Source organism: Mesorhizobium comanense, from assembly GCF_005503535.1.
GTDB classification, from domain to species: Bacteria; Pseudomonadota; Alphaproteobacteria; order Rhizobiales; family Rhizobiaceae; genus Mesorhizobium; species Mesorhizobium comanense.
Genome location: NZ_SCNN01000040.1, coordinates 1 through 17,895, shown reverse-complemented (window position 1 = coordinate 17,895; position 17,895 = coordinate 1). Strand labels below are relative to the sequence as shown.

21 protein-coding genes and 1 pseudogene are annotated in these 17,895 nt (G+C 60.8%); 12 read left to right on the top strand and 10 right to left on the bottom strand.

Going from position 1 to position 17,895, the window contains the following annotated elements:
- The first annotated feature begins 73 nt into the window (after positions 1 to 73).
- The 4 genes and pseudogenes from FFS37_RS33790 (at position 74) to FFS37_RS33775 (ending at position 4,852) form a co-directional block, all read left to right on the top strand.
- A pseudogene (locus FFS37_RS33790) lies at positions 74 to 2,577 on the top strand (heavy metal translocating P-type ATPase).
- Positions 2,578 to 2,594: 17 nt separating this feature from the next.
- Entirely contained in the window at positions 2,595 to 2,993 is a 399-nt protein-coding gene (gene cueR / locus FFS37_RS33785) for a Cu(I)-responsive transcriptional regulator (RefSeq protein ID WP_137935254.1), read from the top strand.
- Positions 2,990 to 3,532: a cytochrome c gene (locus FFS37_RS33780; RefSeq protein WP_137935253.1), complete on the top strand. Its 543-nt coding sequence runs from the start codon at positions 2,990 to 2,992 to the stop codon at positions 3,530 to 3,532. The genes cueR and FFS37_RS33780 overlap by 4 nt, the downstream gene beginning before the upstream one ends.
- 156 nt (positions 3,533 to 3,688) lie before the next feature.
- Positions 3,689 to 4,852, top strand: a complete 1,164-nt coding sequence (locus FFS37_RS33775) for a flavin-containing monooxygenase (RefSeq protein WP_137935252.1) — start codon at positions 3,689 to 3,691, stop codon at positions 4,850 to 4,852.
- Positions 4,853 to 4,887: 35 nt separating this feature from the next.
- Here the strand turns inward: FFS37_RS33775 and chrA are convergent, their stop codons facing one another.
- The 3 genes from chrA to FFS37_RS33755 all read right to left on the bottom strand — a co-directional run bounded on the left by chrA (position 4,888) and on the right by FFS37_RS33755 (position 8,035).
- The gene (gene chrA, locus FFS37_RS33770) at positions 4,888 to 6,111 is read right to left on the bottom strand and encodes a chromate efflux transporter (protein WP_137935251.1); all 1,224 of its coding nucleotides are present in this window, start codon (positions 6,109 to 6,111) and stop codon (positions 4,888 to 4,890) included.
- 28 nt (positions 6,112 to 6,139) lie between these two features.
- Complete coding sequence (locus FFS37_RS33765) at positions 6,140 to 6,445, bottom strand: PadR family transcriptional regulator (RefSeq protein ID WP_137935250.1); 306 nt, start codon at positions 6,443 to 6,445, stop codon at positions 6,140 to 6,142.
- Between the two features lie 366 nt (positions 6,446 to 6,811).
- The gene (locus tag FFS37_RS33755; protein ID WP_137935249.1) at positions 6,812 to 8,035 is read right to left on the bottom strand and encodes an FAD-dependent oxidoreductase; all 1,224 of its coding nucleotides are present in this window, start codon (positions 8,033 to 8,035) and stop codon (positions 6,812 to 6,814) included.
- A 162-nt stretch (positions 8,036 to 8,197) separates the two neighbouring features.
- On the opposite strand from FFS37_RS33755, the gene FFS37_RS33750 reads away from it, so the two are divergent.
- The 5 genes from FFS37_RS33750 to FFS37_RS33735 all read left to right on the top strand — a co-directional run bounded on the left by FFS37_RS33750 (position 8,198) and on the right by FFS37_RS33735 (position 10,490).
- Positions 8,198 to 8,952 (top strand): IS5 family transposase gene (locus FFS37_RS33750; RefSeq protein WP_137935248.1). Its coding sequence is split into 2 segments (ribosomal slippage): positions 8,198 to 8,531 and positions 8,531 to 8,952, totalling 756 coding nucleotides; the frame shifts between segments, so codons are not numbered across the junction.
- Positions 8,953 to 9,144: 192 nt separating this feature from the next.
- The gene (locus tag FFS37_RS33745) at positions 9,145 to 9,471 is read left to right on the top strand and encodes a recombinase family protein (RefSeq protein ID WP_232375877.1); all 327 of its coding nucleotides are present in this window, start codon (positions 9,145 to 9,147) and stop codon (positions 9,469 to 9,471) included.
- Positions 9,468 to 9,644 carry a helix-turn-helix domain-containing protein gene (locus FFS37_RS36340; RefSeq protein ID WP_232375876.1) on the top strand — a complete coding sequence of 59 codons (177 nt, stop codon included), beginning with the start codon at positions 9,468 to 9,470 and terminating at the stop codon, positions 9,642 to 9,644. Before FFS37_RS33745 ends, FFS37_RS36340 begins: the two co-directional genes overlap by 4 nt.
- A 310-nt stretch (positions 9,645 to 9,954) precedes the next feature.
- A complete protein-coding gene (locus tag FFS37_RS33740; protein WP_137935247.1) occupies positions 9,955 to 10,200 on the top strand; it encodes a CopG family ribbon-helix-helix protein in 246 nt (81 codons plus the stop codon).
- Positions 10,197 to 10,490 carry a type II toxin-antitoxin system RelE/ParE family toxin gene (locus tag FFS37_RS33735; RefSeq protein WP_137935246.1) on the top strand — a complete coding sequence of 98 codons (294 nt, stop codon included), beginning with the start codon at positions 10,197 to 10,199 and terminating at the stop codon, positions 10,488 to 10,490. Before FFS37_RS33740 ends, FFS37_RS33735 begins: the two co-directional genes overlap by 4 nt.
- Before the next feature lie 341 nt (positions 10,491 to 10,831).
- Here FFS37_RS33735 and FFS37_RS35930 read toward each other — a convergent pair whose 3' ends face one another.
- Genes FFS37_RS35930 through blh form a run of 5 tightly spaced genes read right to left on the bottom strand, consistent with a single transcriptional unit; the run spans position 10,832 to position 13,440 of the window.
- Entirely contained in the window at positions 10,832 to 10,975 is a 144-nt protein-coding gene (locus tag FFS37_RS35930) for a hypothetical protein (protein WP_171026531.1), read from the bottom strand.
- Entirely contained in the window at positions 10,972 to 11,406 is a 435-nt protein-coding gene (locus FFS37_RS33730; RefSeq protein ID WP_137935245.1) for a DUF6691 family protein, read from the bottom strand. The genes FFS37_RS35930 and FFS37_RS33730 overlap by 4 nt, the downstream gene beginning before the upstream one ends.
- Positions 11,403 to 11,813, bottom strand: a complete 411-nt coding sequence (locus tag FFS37_RS33725) for a YeeE/YedE family protein (protein WP_137935244.1) — start codon at positions 11,811 to 11,813, stop codon at positions 11,403 to 11,405. The genes FFS37_RS33730 and FFS37_RS33725 overlap by 4 nt, the downstream gene beginning before the upstream one ends.
- Positions 11,810 to 12,121: a sulfite-sensing transcriptional repressor BigR gene (bigR, locus tag FFS37_RS33720; RefSeq protein WP_137935269.1), complete on the bottom strand. Its 312-nt coding sequence runs from the start codon at positions 12,119 to 12,121 to the stop codon at positions 11,810 to 11,812. The genes FFS37_RS33725 and bigR overlap by 4 nt, the downstream gene beginning before the upstream one ends.
- 23 nt (positions 12,122 to 12,144) lie before the next feature.
- Entirely contained in the window at positions 12,145 to 13,440 is a 1,296-nt protein-coding gene (blh, locus tag FFS37_RS33715; RefSeq protein WP_137935270.1) for a bifunctional sulfur transferase/dioxygenase Blh, read from the bottom strand.
- 289 nt (positions 13,441 to 13,729) lie between these two features.
- Between blh and FFS37_RS33710 the strand changes: the two genes are divergently transcribed.
- The 3 genes from FFS37_RS33710 (at position 13,730) to FFS37_RS33700 (ending at position 16,736) form a co-directional block, all read left to right on the top strand.
- On the top strand, positions 13,730 to 14,326 hold the full coding sequence (locus FFS37_RS33710; RefSeq protein WP_137935243.1) for a class I SAM-dependent methyltransferase: 597 nt from the start codon (positions 13,730 to 13,732) through the stop codon (positions 14,324 to 14,326).
- Entirely contained in the window at positions 14,323 to 15,153 is an 831-nt protein-coding gene (locus FFS37_RS33705) for a nucleoside phosphorylase (protein WP_408631469.1), read from the top strand. Before FFS37_RS33710 ends, FFS37_RS33705 begins: the two co-directional genes overlap by 4 nt.
- 761 nt (positions 15,154 to 15,914) lie before the next feature.
- The gene (locus FFS37_RS33700) at positions 15,915 to 16,736 is read left to right on the top strand and encodes a hypothetical protein (protein WP_137935242.1); all 822 of its coding nucleotides are present in this window, start codon (positions 15,915 to 15,917) and stop codon (positions 16,734 to 16,736) included.
- A gap of 13 nt (positions 16,737 to 16,749) precedes the next feature.
- Here FFS37_RS33700 and FFS37_RS36595 read toward each other — a convergent pair whose 3' ends face one another.
- Both FFS37_RS36595 and FFS37_RS33690 read right to left on the bottom strand, forming a co-directional pair.
- Positions 16,750 to 16,896: an RES domain-containing protein gene (locus FFS37_RS36595; protein WP_232375881.1), complete on the bottom strand. Its 147-nt coding sequence runs from the start codon at positions 16,894 to 16,896 to the stop codon at positions 16,750 to 16,752.
- 111 nt (positions 16,897 to 17,007) lie between these two features.
- The gene (locus FFS37_RS33690) at positions 17,008 to 17,691 is read right to left on the bottom strand and encodes an XRE family transcriptional regulator (protein WP_137935241.1); all 684 of its coding nucleotides are present in this window, start codon (positions 17,689 to 17,691) and stop codon (positions 17,008 to 17,010) included.
- Positions 17,692 to 17,895 lie beyond the last annotated feature (204 nt).

Genomic DNA, 17,895 nt, shown 5'->3' with positions numbered 1-17,895 from the left:
TTTCGAAGAAACCGCTTGACCTTCCAGTTACTGGAACCGGTACTCATCCCAATTGACATGAAAGGTGCTGCCAATGGACACCCCCGAACACGATCACAAGCATGGCCCGGTCGGCCCCTGCTGTGCCGCCAAGCCTCAGGCTGCAGGAGCCGTGGTTCGCGACCCGGTCTGCGGGATGACCGTGGACCCGAAGGCTGGCACGCCAGCTGTCGAGCATGGTGGCCATACCTATCATTTCTGCAGCGCATCCTGCCACGACAGGTTTGTCAAGGCGCCGCAGGACTACCTGACGGCGATCGACCCGGTCTGTGGCATGAGCGTTGACCGCGCAACCGCCACCCACTTCACGCGTCATGAGGGCAAGGGATTTTACTTCTGTTCACCGGGCTGCAAAGCCAAATTCGAGGCGGAGCCGGCCAAATATCTTGGCGATCGGCCCGTTGCGGAGCCTATGAAGCCGGGCACGCAGTACACCTGTCCGATGCACCCGCAGATCATCCGCGACAAGCCCGGTTCATGCCCGATCTGTGGCATGGCCCTTGAGCCCATGGGCGTGCCGACCGGAGACGAGGGGCCAAGCCCCGAGCTGGTGGATTTTACGCGGCGGCTGTGGATTAGCGCCATGCTGTCCGTCCCCTTGCTGATCATCACTATGGGGCCGATGGTTGGGCTGCCTTTCCGGGAATGGATCGGCGAGCCGCTGGCCACCTGGCTCGAACTGGCGCTGGCCACCCCGGTGGTATTGTGGGCCGCTATCCCGTTCTTCCATCGCGGCTACGAGTCGGTCATCAATCGCTCGCCCAATATGTGGACGCTGGTCTCGCTGGGCGTCGGCGCGGCCTACGGCTATAGCCTCGTCGCTACCCTGTTTCCGGGCATTTTCCCCCACACGTTCCGTGACCACGGCGGAAGTGTGCCGGTGTATTTCGAGGCCGCCGCAGTTATCGTGGCCCTGATTTTCCTCGGGCAGGTGCTTGAACTTCGGGCACGAGAACGCACCGGATCGGCGATCCGGGCCTTGCTCGACCTTTCGCCAAAGACAGCGAGGCGCATCGGCAAGGACGGGTCCGAGCAAGACATTGCGCTCGACCAGGTGCTGGCCGGAGACCTGCTGCGCGTACGGCCAGGCGAAGCATACCGGTTGACGGCATCGTCACCGACGGCCGCTCTTCCGTCGATGAGTCCATGATCACCGGCGAGCCCCTGCCGGTGGAGGTCACCGAGGGTGCCAAGGTCACCGGCGGCACCATCAACAAGAATGGAACCTTCATCATGCGCGCCGAGCGGATTGGCGCCGACACCATGCTCTCCAAGATCGTGGAGATGGTCGCCAAGGCGCAACGCTCCCGTGCGCCTATCCAGGGCCTTGCCGATCGTGTGTCATTCTATTTTGTGCCAACCGTGGTCCTGGTCGCAATTGCAGCCTTTGCCACTTGGGCGATCATCGGCCCCGAACCCAGCATGATCTATGCAATCGTTTCAGCGGTCTCTGTGCTGATCATTGCCTGTCCCTGTGCCCTTGGGCTTGCAACACCAATGTCGATCATGACGGCGACCGGGCGTGGGGCCCAGGCCGGCGTGCTGATCAAGGACGCCGAGGCGTTGGAGCGGTTCGCCAAGGTCGACGTACTCATTGTCGACAAGACCGGCACGCTTACCGAAGGGCGACCGAAACTGACCGATGTCCTCGCCGCCGAAGGCACGACCGAGACAGACTTGCTCGGCCTGGCAGCAAGCCTTGAACAGGGATCGGAGCATCCGCTCGCCGAGGCCATTGTTGAGGGAGCGAAGGAACGCGGCGCAAAGCTCCTCGCGACTACCGACTTCGAGGCATCTACGGGTAAAGGCGTAGCGGGTTTGGTCGACGGCAAGCGCGTCGCGCTCGGCAATCAGGCAATGATGGTCGACCTGAGGGTCGACGTGGCGACGCTTGCCAAGCAGGCCGACGCCCTGCGCACCGAGGGCAAAACGGCCATGTACGTAGCGATCAACGGCAAGCTCGGTGGCATCGTCGCGGTGGCCGATCCTATCAAGGCCACCACCAAGGAGGCCATTCAAGCGCTGCGCGAAACTGGCCTTCGGATCATCATGGCGACCGGCGACAACGAACTGACCGCAAAGGCGGTTGCCTCCAGGCTCGGCATCGATGAAGTGCGCGCCGGCGTTCTGCCTGAAGACAAGAAGGCGCTCATCGACCAACTGCATGCCAGCGGATCCAAGGTTGCCATGGCGGGCGATGGGGTGAACGACGCACCTGCGCTTGCGGCGGCCGAGGTCGGCATCGCCATGGGCACCGGTGCTGACGTAGCGGTGGAAAGTGCCGGTATCACGCTGGTGAAAGGCGATCTGAATGGCATCGTCAGGGCGAGGACTCTAGCCCAGGCAACCATACGCAACATCAAGCAAAACCTGTTTTTTGCTTTCATCTACAACGTACTTGGCGTGCCGATCGCCGCTGGCGTCCTCTATCCGGTGTTCGGAACCCTGCTGTCGCCGATGATCGCGGCTGCCGCCATGAGCCTGTCCTCCGTGTCCGTGATTGGAAATGCGCTCAGGCTCCGCACCCTGAAGCTTTGAGTTCGAGGAGGTCCCACATGAACATCGGTGATGCATCGGCACAGTCAGGCTTGCCGGCCAAGACCATCCGCTACTACGAGGAAATCGGACTTTTGAAGCCTGGGCGCGCTGGGAACGGCTACCGTGACTACTCCGTCAAGGATCTCCATGGGCTGCGGTTTTTGCAGCGTGCCCGTAGTCTTGGATTTTCGGTCGACGATTGCCGGCAACTCCTGTCACTCTACCATGACAAGGCCCGTGAGAGCGCGGACGTCAAGGCGATTGCGGAAGCCAAGTTGGTGGAGATCGATCGGAAGATTGCCGAGTTGGTCGGACTGCGCGGCGCTTTGCACCACCTTGTAGCGCACTGCCATGGTGATGAACGTCCGGACTGTCCCATCATTGACGAACTGGCGGGCCACGGGCTGGTTCAATGAAAAGAGCGGCGGCGGCGGCGATCCTGTCGCTAGCTTGTGCATCCGGTGTCGCTGCCACCAACACGGACCGTGCCGTTGTCGAGGCGCGGCAGGCTTCGATGAAGGCGATGGCCGGTGCAGCCAGAACCATCGCCGAAATGTTCAATGGCAAAGTGGCCTATGACCCCGGTGCGTTCAGGGCCGCGGCCGAGACAATCCGTTCGCACACCGGCGCCCTCGGGACGGAGTTTCCGAGTGCTTCGTTGGGATCACCGTCCGGTGCCAAGCTTGAAATCGACCAGGCTCGGCCGGAATTCGACGCGCTGGCAGCGCACATCGCGTCACTTGCGGATGTGTTGGCGGCCGACGCCGCACGAGCGCCAAACGACATAACCGCTGACATGCGTATGGGACCGGGCATGGTCATGGGCGGCGGCAGTCTTCTCGGCAAACGGCCAGGTGCTGTGGAGATTGCGCCCGCAAAACTTCCCGCAGAACACGTTTTGCACCTGATCCTGCAGGACTGCTCGAGTTGCCATTCCAAGTTTCGCCAGCAATGACATCTCGTTAAGCCTTGATGGGGTCGATCGGATATCAATCTAGTGACCTTTATCGGCGGCCGGCGGCGTCCTTTGCGTTGCGTCGCAATCGGCAAACTGCCAGATACGCGATAGCGTCAATCACGGTTGTGGCCGTCGTTAACAGTAGGCACAGGCATGGAAGTCAGCGAATTGCGCGTGCAAACCCGCCAGGAAGCGATTTTTCCCGGAGCGATGGTCATTGGTGCCGGGGCAGCAGGACTGGTCGTCGCCCATGAGCTGATCGAGGCGGGTGTTGTAACGACGATACTTGAGAAGGAAAGCCGCCTGGCGGAGCCGTGGCATCGCCGGCATGACCAGTTGCACCTCAACTCGCATAGGGATCTGTCGACGTTGCCTGGCGTCGATTATCCCGCAGGCACCCCGGCCTTTCCGCATAAAACGGCAGTGATCCACTATTTGAACACATTCAGCGGCACGCACGGACTGCCGGTAGAATTCGGCGTCGCCGTCAAAGGGATCACGTTCAATGGCGATCATTGGGCCGTGAACACCAATAACGGACTCCGCCTGGCTCGCCATGTCGTCATTGCCACCGGGCGTGACCGAGAGCCGTTCATACCCGAATGGAAAGGCGTGAAGGACTTTGCCGGACGGATCATCCATTCGGCTAATTTTGGCCATTTGAGGGACTACACGGGAAAGCGCGTTTTGGTGGTCGGCGCCGGCAACTCCGGCTTCGACGTGCTCAATCACCTGGTGGACGCGAACGCCGCCAATATCTGGCTGTCAGCCCGCAACGGCCCGTCGCTGCTGCCCAAACGCATTGGCAAGCTCGCCGTCCACAGGATTTCGCCGTTTATGGCGCGCTTGCCGCTGTGGCTTGCCGACGCGATCATGGCGGTCACGCAGCGCCTGGTGTTCGGCAACCTGACCAGGTTCGGCGTGCCGCGAGCACCCTCGGGAGGGGCTAGCCGGCTCAAGTCTGACTATACCGCCATTGCTATCGACGACGGTGCGGTTCGCGCCATCAAGGCCGGGAGAATTGCCGTGCTGCCGGGGATTCGGGGGTTTACCCGGGACGGTGTGATCCTGGACAACGGAAACCTAATCGGGCCAGATATTGTCATCGCGGCTACCGGCTACCGGACCGGGCTCGAAGGAATGGTCGGCACGCTCGGTGTGCTCGACGACAAGGGTGTGCCGTTGTTCAACGGTAGCGAAACCGACCCGAAACTGCCCGGCCTGTGGTTTACCGGCATGCGGCCGAGTATTCGCGGCTGTTTCGCCAATGCCCGGATTCAGGCCAAAGGGATCGCCAAGGGCATTGCACGGCGCTGAGAGTAGCCTGCGCCGCTGCGCCAGCGCATGTTGGCCTAAAGCGCCAAAAATCCGACCGCGCCAGCTGCGACGACCACGGCCCAGGGCGGAGCTTTCCAGGCCGTCAAGGCGACGAAGGACACGGCGGCGATCGCCATTGCCCTCGGCGAGGTCACACCCTCGGTGAAGACCGGATGGTAGAGCGCCGCCGCGAGCAGGCCGACGACCGCAGCGTTCACGCCCAGGAGTGCCCGTCTTACCAAGGGCGACTTCCGTAAACTGTCCCAGAACGGCAGACCGCCCATAATGAGCAACGCCGACGGCAGAAAAATCGACAGCAGCGCGACCCCTGCGCCGACAACCCCGGTGGGCGATAGCGCATAGATGGCGCCGAGATAGGCCGCGAAGGTGAAAAGCGGGCCGGGGACGGCCTGCGCTACGCCATAGCCGGCAAGGAACGCCTCCTTGCTTACGTGTCCGGTGTCGACGAATGCGGCCTGCAGCAGGGGCAGCACCACGTGGCCCCCGCCGAAGACCAGCGAGCCCGAGCGATAAAAGCCTTCGACCATCCGCAGCATCGCATCTCCCGTCGCCGTCGCCAACGCGGGCAGGATAAAAAGCAATGCGACGAACATCGCAAGGAACCCTGCGCCTGCCCGTTTGCCGAGGGGGACTGCGATCATCTCATGCTGGCCATCCCCGCCGAGGCCCGGATGCAGCCAGAGAATCCCTATCCCTCCACCAGCCGCAATGACGAGTAGCTGGCCCAGGGCAGTCGGCATGAGCATGGCTATCACCATGCCGATCACAGCGATCGTCGCCCGCTCCCGGTCTGGCGCAAGATTGCGGGCCATGCCAAGCACCGCGTTGGCCACGACGGCGACAGCGGCCGCCTTCAACCCCTGTATCCATCCGCTTCCGCCCTGCGCTCCAAGCGCCGCAGCCCCATAGGCGAAAGCGACCATCAGGATCACAGATGGCAGCGTGAACGCGGCCCACGCCACCACCAGTCCGGCATAGCCGGCACGCTGGAGTCCGATGGCCATCCCAACCTGGCTGGAGGCCGGTCCCGGAAGAAACTGGCAAAGAGCGACGAGATCTGCATAGGCCTGCTCGCTAAGCCACTTCCTGCGGATGACGAACGCTTCGCGGAAGTAGCCGAGATGGGCCACGGGGCCACCGAACGAGGTCAGGCCCAATCCGAGGAACACGCGGAAGACCTCAGCGACCGTCCCCCGTGACTGCCCGGCCGCTGCGACGCTTCCATCGCCGGCACTCATGACGCCCTCCCCGCGCCACAAGGCGCGCTCAGCGGGGCTCCATCATCTCGCCAATTAATTCGCGCACCTTGCCACGGGCTATTTCGAGGGCATCCCGGCCGAGCGGCGTGGCGCGGTAGATGCGCCTGATCGACCGACCTGCTCGCCGTTGCTCTGAAACCAGATAACCCTTTTTCTCCATCGCGCGGAGCATGGGGTAGAGCGTGCCGGCACTCAGCCGGTAGCCGTGCCGGCCGAGTTCCTCGATCATCCACTGGCCGTAGACCTCGTCCTCCACCGCGTGATGCAGAACGTGCAGCCGGATCAGCCCGCTCAACAGGTCCTGATGCTCCATGCCTTGTGTACCTCAAAAAACCTCACAATCGGACTTCGATATCGGGAACCGATTGTAGTTGCGATCAGTTGGGTAGGCAACGCGTCGAATGCGTCGTCGGGTACATTGATGTTACAAAAGGAGATTATCATGGCCAGGGAAGCAGACCGCGATCCACGGCACCATACCCAGAAGATGCAAGCCCGCCTGCAGGAGATCATGGACCATCTTCGCACAGACATCGGCAAGGTCGACGAGCCCAGTTCAAGGCGATGTTCGAGACGTCAGCGGAAGTCCTCGGCGGCCTGAAAAAGGCGTTCAGCGAGAAGAATGAAAGCGCGTGGCGCTGACACATGCCGAGTGCTGTAAAGCGGGCGGGCCGCCAATCTAGGCTTGCTTCTCCAGAATAACCTTGAGCGCCCGCCTCGGCGAGAAGTGTCTGATCTTGCGGCCGATAATCATCAGCTGGCGGGCTGTGTTGTTGCGCAGGCGGCGAATGCGCCATTCCAATCCGGTCTCGGTGATGATTGCCTTGGCGTAGAGGCTTGAGCGCATGGCGGTAGCGTCAGCGGCGATCTTGATCCGGTCGTCATAGAAGGCGCAGATCTTGTCGACACCCATGCCAGGCGTTTCCAGCCAGGCGGGGATGTAGGTCGAGCACAGGCGATCGACATCGGTAGCCACCCGATGGATGCCGTCACCTTGCGCTGGGCATGTGGTGGAGAACGCGTCGCCGATGAAGACGACGCCGCTCCGGCGGTGGCCGCTGGTGGTCGTCAGGCTGACCTGCCTGACCTCGACGGGGCTGCGGACCGTGAAGTTGCCGCATTGCGCGGCGATCTCCGGCATCAATTGCAAAAGCACTTGTTGGGGATTCGCGCGGAACGCCTGTGTCCATGGATCGGCGACGATCCGGTAGGCAAACATGTTTGCCCGTATTCGGTTGCCGATCCGGAAGATGGTAATAAAGGGAATCCGGGCCGCGACGCGCTTGGGGTAGAAGGTGATGGACCGAGAGCCGAACTCCTGCGGCGAGATCGCAAGGTCGAATCCCATCGCCAGCGAATGCGCCTTCGAATGCTCGACGCGCTCCACGCCGACGGCGCGCCGTACCGACTCACTGTAGCCGGTGGCTACCACCAGCAGACGGGCGTCGATGACGGTGCCGTCGGTGAGCACAAGGCGCTGCCAGTCCGGCCCGGTCGAGATTTCGGCGATCTTACCCACCATCAGCGGAACTTCCGGCGGCAGGGCCTCGCGCAGGCCATTGACCAGAGGGCCGTAGGAGAATCCGAACTCCGACTCCGGCTTGCGCTGGAAGAACTGGCCGAGGCGGAATACCTGGATTTCGGTCGTCGGGGTGACGAGGGGCCTGATGACGGAACCGAGGCCAAGCTTCTCGAACACCCGCATCTGCTCCATGCGAGTTTTTTCAGCCTTGAATTCGTCGTGATGGACGCGGTGCGGATCGATCAACGCGACCTTGCGCCCGGCCTTTCCCAGAACGGTTGCTAAGGTGGTGCCGGCCAGACCCGCGCCGACGATAGCCACGTCGACCTTTGTCTGGTTAGCGTTGACGGCGGTCGCCTCAGGATCCTTCTGGCTGGTCATTATGCCTCTCCGGGTTTGCCCCTGAGTATTTTTTGACCTCTGTCAACCTGGGGCAACCAGAACGCGTGGCTGGTAGTAGCCAATGCCTAGGCTCAGGACCTATTAAAGTTCTTGCGGAGATACCAAACGGCTGATTCATTGGCGGTGCGAGGAGGCACTGCAATGAGTGATTTGATCTGGCTGTCGGAGGCGCAGATGCGCCGGATCGAGCGACATTTCCCGCTTTCTCACGGTGTGCCGAGGGTTGATGATCGGCGGATCGTCAGCGGCATCATCTTCGTGATCAGGAACGGTCTTCGGTGGCGTGACGCGCCCAAAGAATATGGTCCCCACAAGACGATCTACAACCGCTTCATCCGCTGGAGCCGCCTCGGTGTATTCAACCGGATATTCGCCGAGTTGGCGGCAAAAGGCGGCAAGCCCGATCAACTGATGATCGACGCCACCCATTTGAAAGCACATCGAACGGCCGCCAGCCTGCTCAAAAAGGGGCTGTTCCCCGACGTATCGGGCGAACCAAGGGCGGCCTGAACTCCAAGCTACATGCTGTATGCGATGGCCTTGGCCGGCCGTTGATCATGCTGCTCAGCGAAGGGCAGATGAGCGACTACAAAGGCGCTGCGCTCATGATCGACGCTTTCCCGAAAGCCGCAACCTTGCTCGGCGACAAAGGCTACGACGCCGACTGGTTCCGCACGGCCCTGGCCAATCGCGGCATAGCCGCCTGCATCCCGTCCAAAGCCAATCGCAACCTGCCGATCCCGCACGACACCGTGCTCTACAAAAGCCGCCACAAGATCGAGAACATGTTCGGCAGACTCAAGGACTGGCGCCGCATCCACACACGTTATGACCGCTGCGCCCACACCTTCATGTCCGCGATCTGCATCGCGGCAACCGTAATCTTCTGGCTCTGATCAATGAGTCCTGAGCCTAGGTTAATCCGCCTCGTTGCTTCCAGCGCGATGAATTGCCGAGCCATCGATAAACTCATGGCCGCCCGCTTCGTTGAGTTTGCGCGGTCTACGGCCATTTCATAGCTCACCTGGAGTTAAGATCGTCTCAATGACCTGCTCCACGCCGTATCACGCTTGTCGCAGCCCCGAGCAATGGGGGCGCTGCACAAGGCGCAGCTTGAACAGCTGACGGCGGCCAAGTGCAGTATCATCTACCAGGAGAAAGCCAGCAGCGCCCGCGACGACCGCAAGGAGCTGGCCCGAATGATGAAGGGCCTGCAAGCGGGCGACCTGGTGATGGTGACGCGCATCGACCGCCTGATGCGGTCGATTTTCCAGATGTTCCGTATCGTCAGCCACATCGTTGACGCCGGCGCCAACTTCCGCGAACTCTCGCAGCCGCTTGCCGATACCACCACCAGCAGCGGCCGCATGTACCTCGCCATCCTCTCAGGCTTCGCCGATTTGAACGCGAGATGATTGCAACCCGCACGGCCGAGGGCCGCGCCCGATCGAAAAAGCGTATGCGCCGCCCACCGAAGCTCCTGCCGGCGCAGCCGGCCGAGGCTCTGGAACGCAAGGCCAACGGCGAAGCAAACACCGCCATTGCCCGTTCCTATAAGGTCAATCACATGACGATTGCCAGTTTGTAGCCATGAGTGGCACTTACCTTGTCTGCGTCGACGCCGCCCGCAACATGGCCCGCTACTACCATGAGCGGCCAGCCGACCATGTTCGGCGCGTGCGCCCTGGTGCGCGTGTGGGGCCGCATCGGGCGCAGCGGCAATGTTAGGGCGACCCCTTACTCCGGCCGAGCCCCTGGCAACGCTGGGGAAAAATGCGCCAGGCCAAGGTGAAGCGTGGATACGCGGCGACAGCCGGCAATTGATGCACCGACGGGTAATCCTTGACGAACCGCGTTGGTTCACCAATAATCTAAGTGAACCAACGAAAGCACCCAACATGGCCGCCTTTACCATCCGCGTGCGCGACGACACCGCGAAAAAACTGGAAATAATCGCCCAGAAGATAGACCGTTCCCGGTCTTATACGGCTGCCGAGGCCATTGAGGAATATGTTGAGCGCCAGGAATGGCAGCTGGCCGAAATCGAGGCCGGTCTTGCCGAGGCCGACGCCGGCAACTTTGCCAGCCCCGATGAGCTGGCCAGCGTTGTCGCCAAATACGTCAAGCCCAGCCGCAATTCATGAGTCGCCGCACTATCCGCTGGACCCGGAGGGCAACCCTGCGGCTGGATATGGCTGGCCAATTCATCGAGAAGGACAACCCCACCGCCGCAAGCCGCGTTTTAGCGCGTATTGTGTCGGCCATCGACAACCTCAGCGAACAGCCGAACATGGGGCGCCCCGGCCGCATCAAGGGCACACGCGAATTGGTATTCGCCGACATTCCCTACATCGTCGCCTACCGTGTCACCACGTCGGCGGTTGAAATTCTGACTGTCATGCACGCCGCCCAACGGTGGCCAAAGGCGCTATAAGCCGCTCCAAGGCCTGCCGGCTGCATCGCCAAAGCCACACCGCCGTCGCCGAACTTTGGTCGAACTGCCGCCCGGCCGAGTGGGCAGCACACTACCGGCATGTTCACCCTTTTCGCCAGCTCAAAAGGCGACCAGGCCGAGCGGCCTTTGCCGCCTGGCTCGACCATTCGGGCGTGCCCTCTGCCTACGTCGAGCAATCGCCCTTCACCGTTCCGGCCGGCCTCAAGGGCCGCATCAAGCGCCCCGATTACCTGGTAGGCGTGCCCCACGCCGGTTTGCTTGGCTTCGACGTGAAGGCCAAGAGCCTTTACCAAGCAAGCTGGCGTTCGAACTGGCGGAGGTCAAAAAGCCGGCCTGCTTTGGGCGACGCCGACAACATAGAGCAGGAGCGGCGTGGCAAGGATCGATCCGCCGCCGCCGACCAGCCCAAGAGTGAAGCCGACCAGACCGCCGGAGCCGACAGCAGCAACCAAGGTATCGGTCACGATGTTCTCCCGACAAAGAAGCGGTCATGAGCAACCATCCCCGCCAGCATAAAGGCTACGAAGATCAGTGACGGCGTTAACCCGAGAGACAACGAAGCTATCGCAGGGCCAGGGCAAAACCCGCCCAGGCCCCATCCAAGGCCGAAAATCGCAGAGCCGATGACCAGCGGGGCGTCAATCCGCGAGTTCATGGGCAAATGGAAGCCATCCGCTAGAAGCGGTCGCGACATCCGCCGGATCCAGGCCACGCCTCCCAATGTAACTGCAACGGCACCGCCCAGCACGAATGCCAGGCTCGGATCCCATGCGCCAAAAACGTTGAGAAAGCCCTGAACCCGGACAGGGTCGAGCATGCCCGACAACGCCAAACCAAACCCGAAAATGGTGCCCGCGGCCAAAGCGGCCAAAACCTGTAATTGGGTGTGTTTCACGAGACAGCTCCGTGAAGAAGCGCGACAGCCAGGATGCCGCTCGCAAGGAACGTCAGAACCGCGACGATTGAACGTGGCGATAATCGCGCCAAGCCGATGACGCCATGACCGCTGGTGCAACCCGAGCCCATCCGGGATCCGAAGCCGACCAGCAATCCTGCAAGCATGATCAACGGCAGCGACGCCGTTATCGTCACGGCCGGCCAATGATGAAAAGCTGCTAGATACGCGACCGGGCCAAGCAGCAATCCGACGACGAACGCTGCGTTCGTCCCGGTATTGATGCCTTGGGCCAGCCTGCCAACGATACCGCTTATGCCGGCGATTCTGCCGTTCAGGATCAGGAGCATCGTCGATGAAAGGCCGATGAGAGCCCCGCCCAGAAGAGAAACGAGGTAAGCGGTCATGACCGACCTTCCGAGCAGAAGATCGTGTAAAGCGTCGAAACCAATTGAGCAGCCTTCTTGGCGGTCAACCGATAGAAGATCTGTTTCCCGTCACGCCGCGTTTCCACAATCTTGGCATCGCGCAACACTGTCAGTTGCTGGGAAAGGTTCGGTTGGTGGATGTCGAGCACTTCTTCCAGTTGGCTAACCGAAAGCTCCCCTTCCACAAGGGTGCAGACGAGCATGAGCCGCATTGGATGTGCCAGAGTCTTCAATAGAGCCGCAACTTCGCCGGCGCGGGCCTCCATGGCGGCAGGCGACATCCTCATCGTCGCATCAAGCTGGATCTCGCTCACCACGCTGCTCCTTCCAGTGCATCCAGGGGGAATTTCAGATAGCGCTTACCGTTTGCTTCCGGCTCTGGAAGACGCCCCGCCTGAATGTTGACCTGCAAGGCATGCAAAATCAGTTTCGGCATCGGCAGCGTACGGTCACGCGCTACACGCAGTTTGGCAAAAGCCTCTTCGGTCATGCCGGCCAGATGCTCATTGGTGCGCTTCTGCTCGCCGACCGTGCTTTCCCACTTCGGTTCGCGTCCGCCCGGCTGGTAGTCGTGGCCAGTAAACAGCCGGGTTTGGTCTGGAAGACCCAGAATGTTCTGGATCGATTTCCACAAGATGCGAGCGTCACCACCAGGAAAATCAGCACGAGCCGTGCCGCTGTCGGGCATGAAGATGGTATCATGAACAAAAGCCGCATCGCCGATCAGGTAGGTAATCGACGCCAGGGTGTGACCAGGCGAAAACATCACGCGGGCTTCGATGGAACCGACCTTGAAAGTGTCGCCATCCGAGAACAGCCTGTCCCACTGCGAACCGTCCACGCGAAGTTCAGGCCAGTTATAGATGCCTTGCCACAAGTGCTGGACATCGACCACCCGCGCTCCAATCGCGGTCGGGGCACCCGTCTTCTCCTTGAGGTACTGCGCGGCCGAAAAGTGGTCGGCATGAGGATGGGTGTCGAGAATCCATTCAACGGTCAGCCCCTTCTCGGCAACATAGGAAAGCATCGCGTCGGCGTTGCGCGCTGCAGTCGCTCCGGACCTCTCATCGAAATCGAGAACTGGATCGATAATCGCGCACTTGCCAGTCTCGGGATCCGAGACGACGTATTGCACGCTCCATGTCCGGGGGTCGAAGAAGCCCTTCACTTCCGGTCGGAGTTGCCTGTGCGCTTCGAGCCACCGGGACGCTGCCGACAGGTCGATTCCCAGCTTTTGGCCAAGATCTGCGATTTCCAGTGACGACATACGGCCATCGAGCGCCTCACCGAGTACATACAGGACCAGGGCGCGTGTGCCGGTTTTGCAATGAGCAAAGACCGCGCCGCCGGTTTCGGAAATTGAGGATTGGAAGGCCCAAACGTCCGCCTCCGTGATGGTCGGCATCGTGACGGGTATAAAGCCGTAGGAAATGCCCGCACGATCGGCAGCCTCTCGCTCCGCTTCGTTTCCAGGCTGGGTGGGTTCTTCCCTATCGGGACGTGCGTTGATCAGGACTGCGAACCCCTGGTCGGGCAGCGATAGGATTTCGGATGTCGAGGGCTGAGGCCCCATAGACAGCCTGTCGTTCACACGGATCATTCTCATATCGGTCACCTTCATTATCAATATACGATTTCATATAATGTATAATGATAACCGACGCAATGCCCCTCTTCGCGAAACTGCAAGCGGGACTCTATTTGCCCAGCTCGTCTGGCAGATGTGGCGAGCCAATCAGCGGCCTGTTGAAACTCAGGACCGAGTTGGAATGCGGGGTGATTGAAGTGTTGGCCGAGATGGCGACCGCAGCACGACCACTGAGGTGGCAATAAAGATTGCTTGATGGGTGACCGCTGGCGTGGCCTTCTGTGTGCCGGCGTTTTAGTCTGCTTTCATGAGCGCAATTTTTCCCGCGACATCGATGCCGGACCGCTACTGGTGGGCGGCTTTATGGCCCGACCCCGCAAGCCTTTTGCTGTCCTTGGGTGTTAGTCCCGGTATGACGGTGCTCGATCTTTGCTGCGGGGACGGCTATTTCACCGCGCCACTTGCAAAAATCGTCGACGGGCGTGTTTACGCGCTCGATCTCGACCCGGAGATGATTGAACTGGCCTGGTTAGAAGCGTCGCGCCAAGGCGTGTCGGTGCTGAAATGGATCACTGCCGATGCCCGCGACATTGAGCAGCTGATTCCCGAGCAGGTCGATTTTGTGTTGATTGCCAATACCTTTCATGGAGTGCCTGACCAGGCTGGCCTTGTCCGGGCGGTTGCCAAGACACTCAAGTCGCACGGGCTGTTTGCTGTCGTCAACTGGCACCAGCTGCCGCGAGAACAGACGACCGTGCTCGGTCAGCCGCGAGGTCCCAAAACAGCCATGCGCATGTCACCCGAAGCCATACAGGCCGTCGTCGAACCCGTCGGATTTGGTTTCGGTCGCACCGTCGACCTTCCGCCTTATCACTACGGCGTTGTGTTCGAGCGCAGTGCATGATGATGCCAATCCCGCTGTCCCCGCTGTTTGAGCTGAAGGACTATTCGGCCGAATCTGTCTTTAAGGTTGAAAATATGCTGCGCGAGGCGCGGCGGCAGAAAGGGCTCTCATCAGAACACGTGCCATCCGTGTGCGTGCTTGACCCCGACGGCGACATTGTGCGCCGTCTACGGAAAGAAGGCCGTGCGCGCCCATCGACGGGTTGGGCCTGCTATCACACCGATCTTGACGAGTTTGAGCTCGACGGCCAGCGGCTCGGCATAGTCGGCTGTGCGGTCGGCTCCTCATTCGCCGTATTGGTCGCCGAACAGCTTTTTGCCTCGGGTTGCCGTTTGCTTATCAGCATTACCTCCGCCGGACAGATTACGTCCCTCGGGCGGCCACCCTACTTTGTGCTGATCGACCGTGCCCTTCGCGATGAAGGAACCAGCCACCACTATATGCCACCCGCTGAATTTGCCGAGGGCAACGCGGACCTGATTGAATCGGTTCGCCCTAATCTGTCGAATCTGCCGGAACCGATTCACGTGGGGGCGACGTGGACAACAGACGCCCCGTTTCGTGAGACGGAACGCGCGATTAAAGCGCGCCGGGCACAAGGAATTGCTGCCGTTGAGATGGAAGCGGCCGCGCTCTACGCCTTTGCGGAGGCGCGTCACAGGCATGTTATCTGCTTCGCACACGTAACAAACCAGATGGGTCAGACCGAAGGTGATTTTGAGAAGGGCGAAGCGGACGGCACCGCCGACGCGTTGGCTGTCATCGCGGCCGTAGCGCGCAGCGTCGTGACATTTGTCAGCGAAACACGGGTGGAAAATGGACTATAGCTACTCCGCATCCGCATCAAGAAGCTTGGCGAGATGTCTATTCTAAAATGCTTCAATTGTTTTATTCAATGCGCCGGATGTCCGCTTCGCTGACCGCACTGGCCGCTGCTGTTTCTGTTTAAGGATTTTTGGCACCAAGCGGCGGTCCGCTGATCGCCGACGCCACCTCGATAATTGACCAATGCCGGCAACATCAAGCCGCTGTTCTCCACCGCTAAAGCAGCACCCACACGCCATGCCGCAGACATCGGCCGGCGCCTGCAGGCACTGCGTGCGCAGACCTGCCGAGACTGCCTCACTCAAGTCAAGACGCGGGAGAGTGTCAACGCGACCGGGACCAGCGCGATGGAAAATGTCATGCTGGCATAGAGGAAGACGACATGTGACTGGGTAGCGACGTAGCCCACCCCGATCTGCGCGAAGCGATTGAGGAACCTGCCAGCAGTGGCGCTGATCAGCCTGACCCATGCCGGAGGGCGACTGCGACCAATGCCGCCAGCTCAACCCCACAGCAGGACACGATCGTTGCCGGCGAAGGTCGAATGGCTGTTTGGCTTTGTGGGAACATCTAAATTAGGCTGTGAACCCATGAAGCTGCCGAGCGGACGGCTTGAAAGATTCTCTATGCCCCGATAGCCGGCTTATACTACACAGCAGCGCACCGACGCTACGTGCCAACAGCCGACACTTCTTGATCAACTGGCGCTCAAGCGCTCGATTTTGCTCACAGCGTCGTCCATGCTCGACATGGCCGCAATCTCGTGTGCGACCCGACCCGCCGCAGCACGAATTCCCGCATCAGCGAGTGCTCTCTCTATTGCCGCCCGCAGCAATGTCGCATCCGGCTTCGGCAGCGCGATGCCTGCGCCGATCATCTGGCAGCGTTAGAGCGGTTGCGGGCCGCGGTAAATGGCGCCCCGAACAGCGAGAGACTGCAGCTTCGTAAGGAGGCGCAGGATCGGGTGTCTGCCAAGGCTAGACTCGCACAGGCAACCCGGGAAGCCAAGGATATCGCCCAGGCCGCAAGCTCAGACATTCTCGACGAACTGGCGGAATTCAACACCAGCTACATGCAGCCTCTCGATACCCTCTTGAAGGCCATCAACATGGCAATCATGGGCGATCCGAGGGTGGGGTTAGAGTCATACGTTAAGAACCGTCGCGTCGAACAGCGGCCAACAAAAGAAGGAGAGGCCCTTCCTGCTGAGATCGCGTCCATCGATGCACGGTTGATACACAGCGAAGGCCAGATGGCAGCCTTGTCTGTCAGTATGCTGTGTGCTGCCAGCCTGACCTATCCATGGTCTCGCTGGCGGGGTTTGGTCCTAGATGACCCGCTTCAGCACAACGACACCATCCACGCCGCCGCTTTCGCGGATTTCGTCTGCAACCTTGTGGCCAGCCGTGGATATCAGGTGCTCGTGTCGACTCACGACCGCGCTCAGGCAGAGTTTCTGAGGCGGAAGATGGCATCTCGAAACCTGCCTTGCGCCGTCCTCAATCTGCTGGGGACCGGGCAAGACGGTGTCGAATGGGCCTACCGATCGGCAGACAGCGTGGTGCCCTTAGTCGCATCCGCATAAGTTATGCCCAAGCTTATCGGATTCCTTCGCGACGGTCACGGAGCACGGTCTCTAGGAAGCACACTTTCAGGGAGTCACCGAGGTAAAGAACGCCAAACCGGTTGGCGTCGAGGCGGCGTCGAGGATCGCTGAACCGGCTCGGCGACTTCCCGTACCCCATTGGATCAGGATAGGTGCTCCAGTAGATCCGACCGAATGTCCGACCCGGCGATATGGTCTCGATTTCGAGGTTTGCACGCCCGAAATCGAGTGGAGGTGGAGCGCCCGGCATTCAGTCGAAATCGCCCCTGGCCATACCTTCGGCCGCGGCCAGCACCGCGGCATCGTCGCCTTGCTGAAGAGCTCGAAGACCCGTCCGACCATTGAGCCCGCCGTGGCGCGACGCTAGAAACCGATAGACGGCCCAGGCACTATCGCCCAACATGGCATGGAGCGCCGGCAATGCGCCGAAGGGACGACCGTCCTTGTCGAGCTGCCACGCAGGAAAGCGAAAGCCGCGCTTGGCGCCATCGATCCCGAGCACCTGCCCATTCTGCCGCTTGGCGTTGACTGTCACGCGCGAGGTACCTAGCAACTTGGCGAAGGTGTCAGCACTCAGCATCTCCTCGCCGGCGACAATTTCGGCGACGCGCTTGCGGCCACGTTCGCGCGCCGCGGCAAGCGCTGCTTCAAGTTCACCGTCTGGCTTGCCTGTGTCCTCGACGGGAAACACATCCGAAGCGATCGGTTGTTCCTCGACCGGCGTGATCGTCTGCGCATCGGCCGCCGGATCGACCACTACTCGGAACGATACGCGATGGCCAATCTTGCAACTTCGTGCAATCGCTTCCTGATAGCGTTCGAGCAGCACCTTTTTGAAGTCGGCCTGTGCCGGAAGCTTGGTGGTGAAACTCAGAGCGGCGACTCCCGCATGGGATGTGGTCTCTCTATGATTGCTGCGTTTTGGAGCGGCCATGATGACAACCTCTTGCTGTTACCAGTATGGTTAAAGAGCGCAAGTTCGTCAAGTTCGATAATTTCGTAAAGCTAAGAGAATGGCTGCGAACTAGGGGTCGGAACAAGAACTGTTCCCAGCGACACGCTAAGGTCGAACGGAGCATGAACGTCATGCGGCGTGGCGTAACCGAGCCGGAAGTCTGAGCGACCGGAAGCCTTCAGG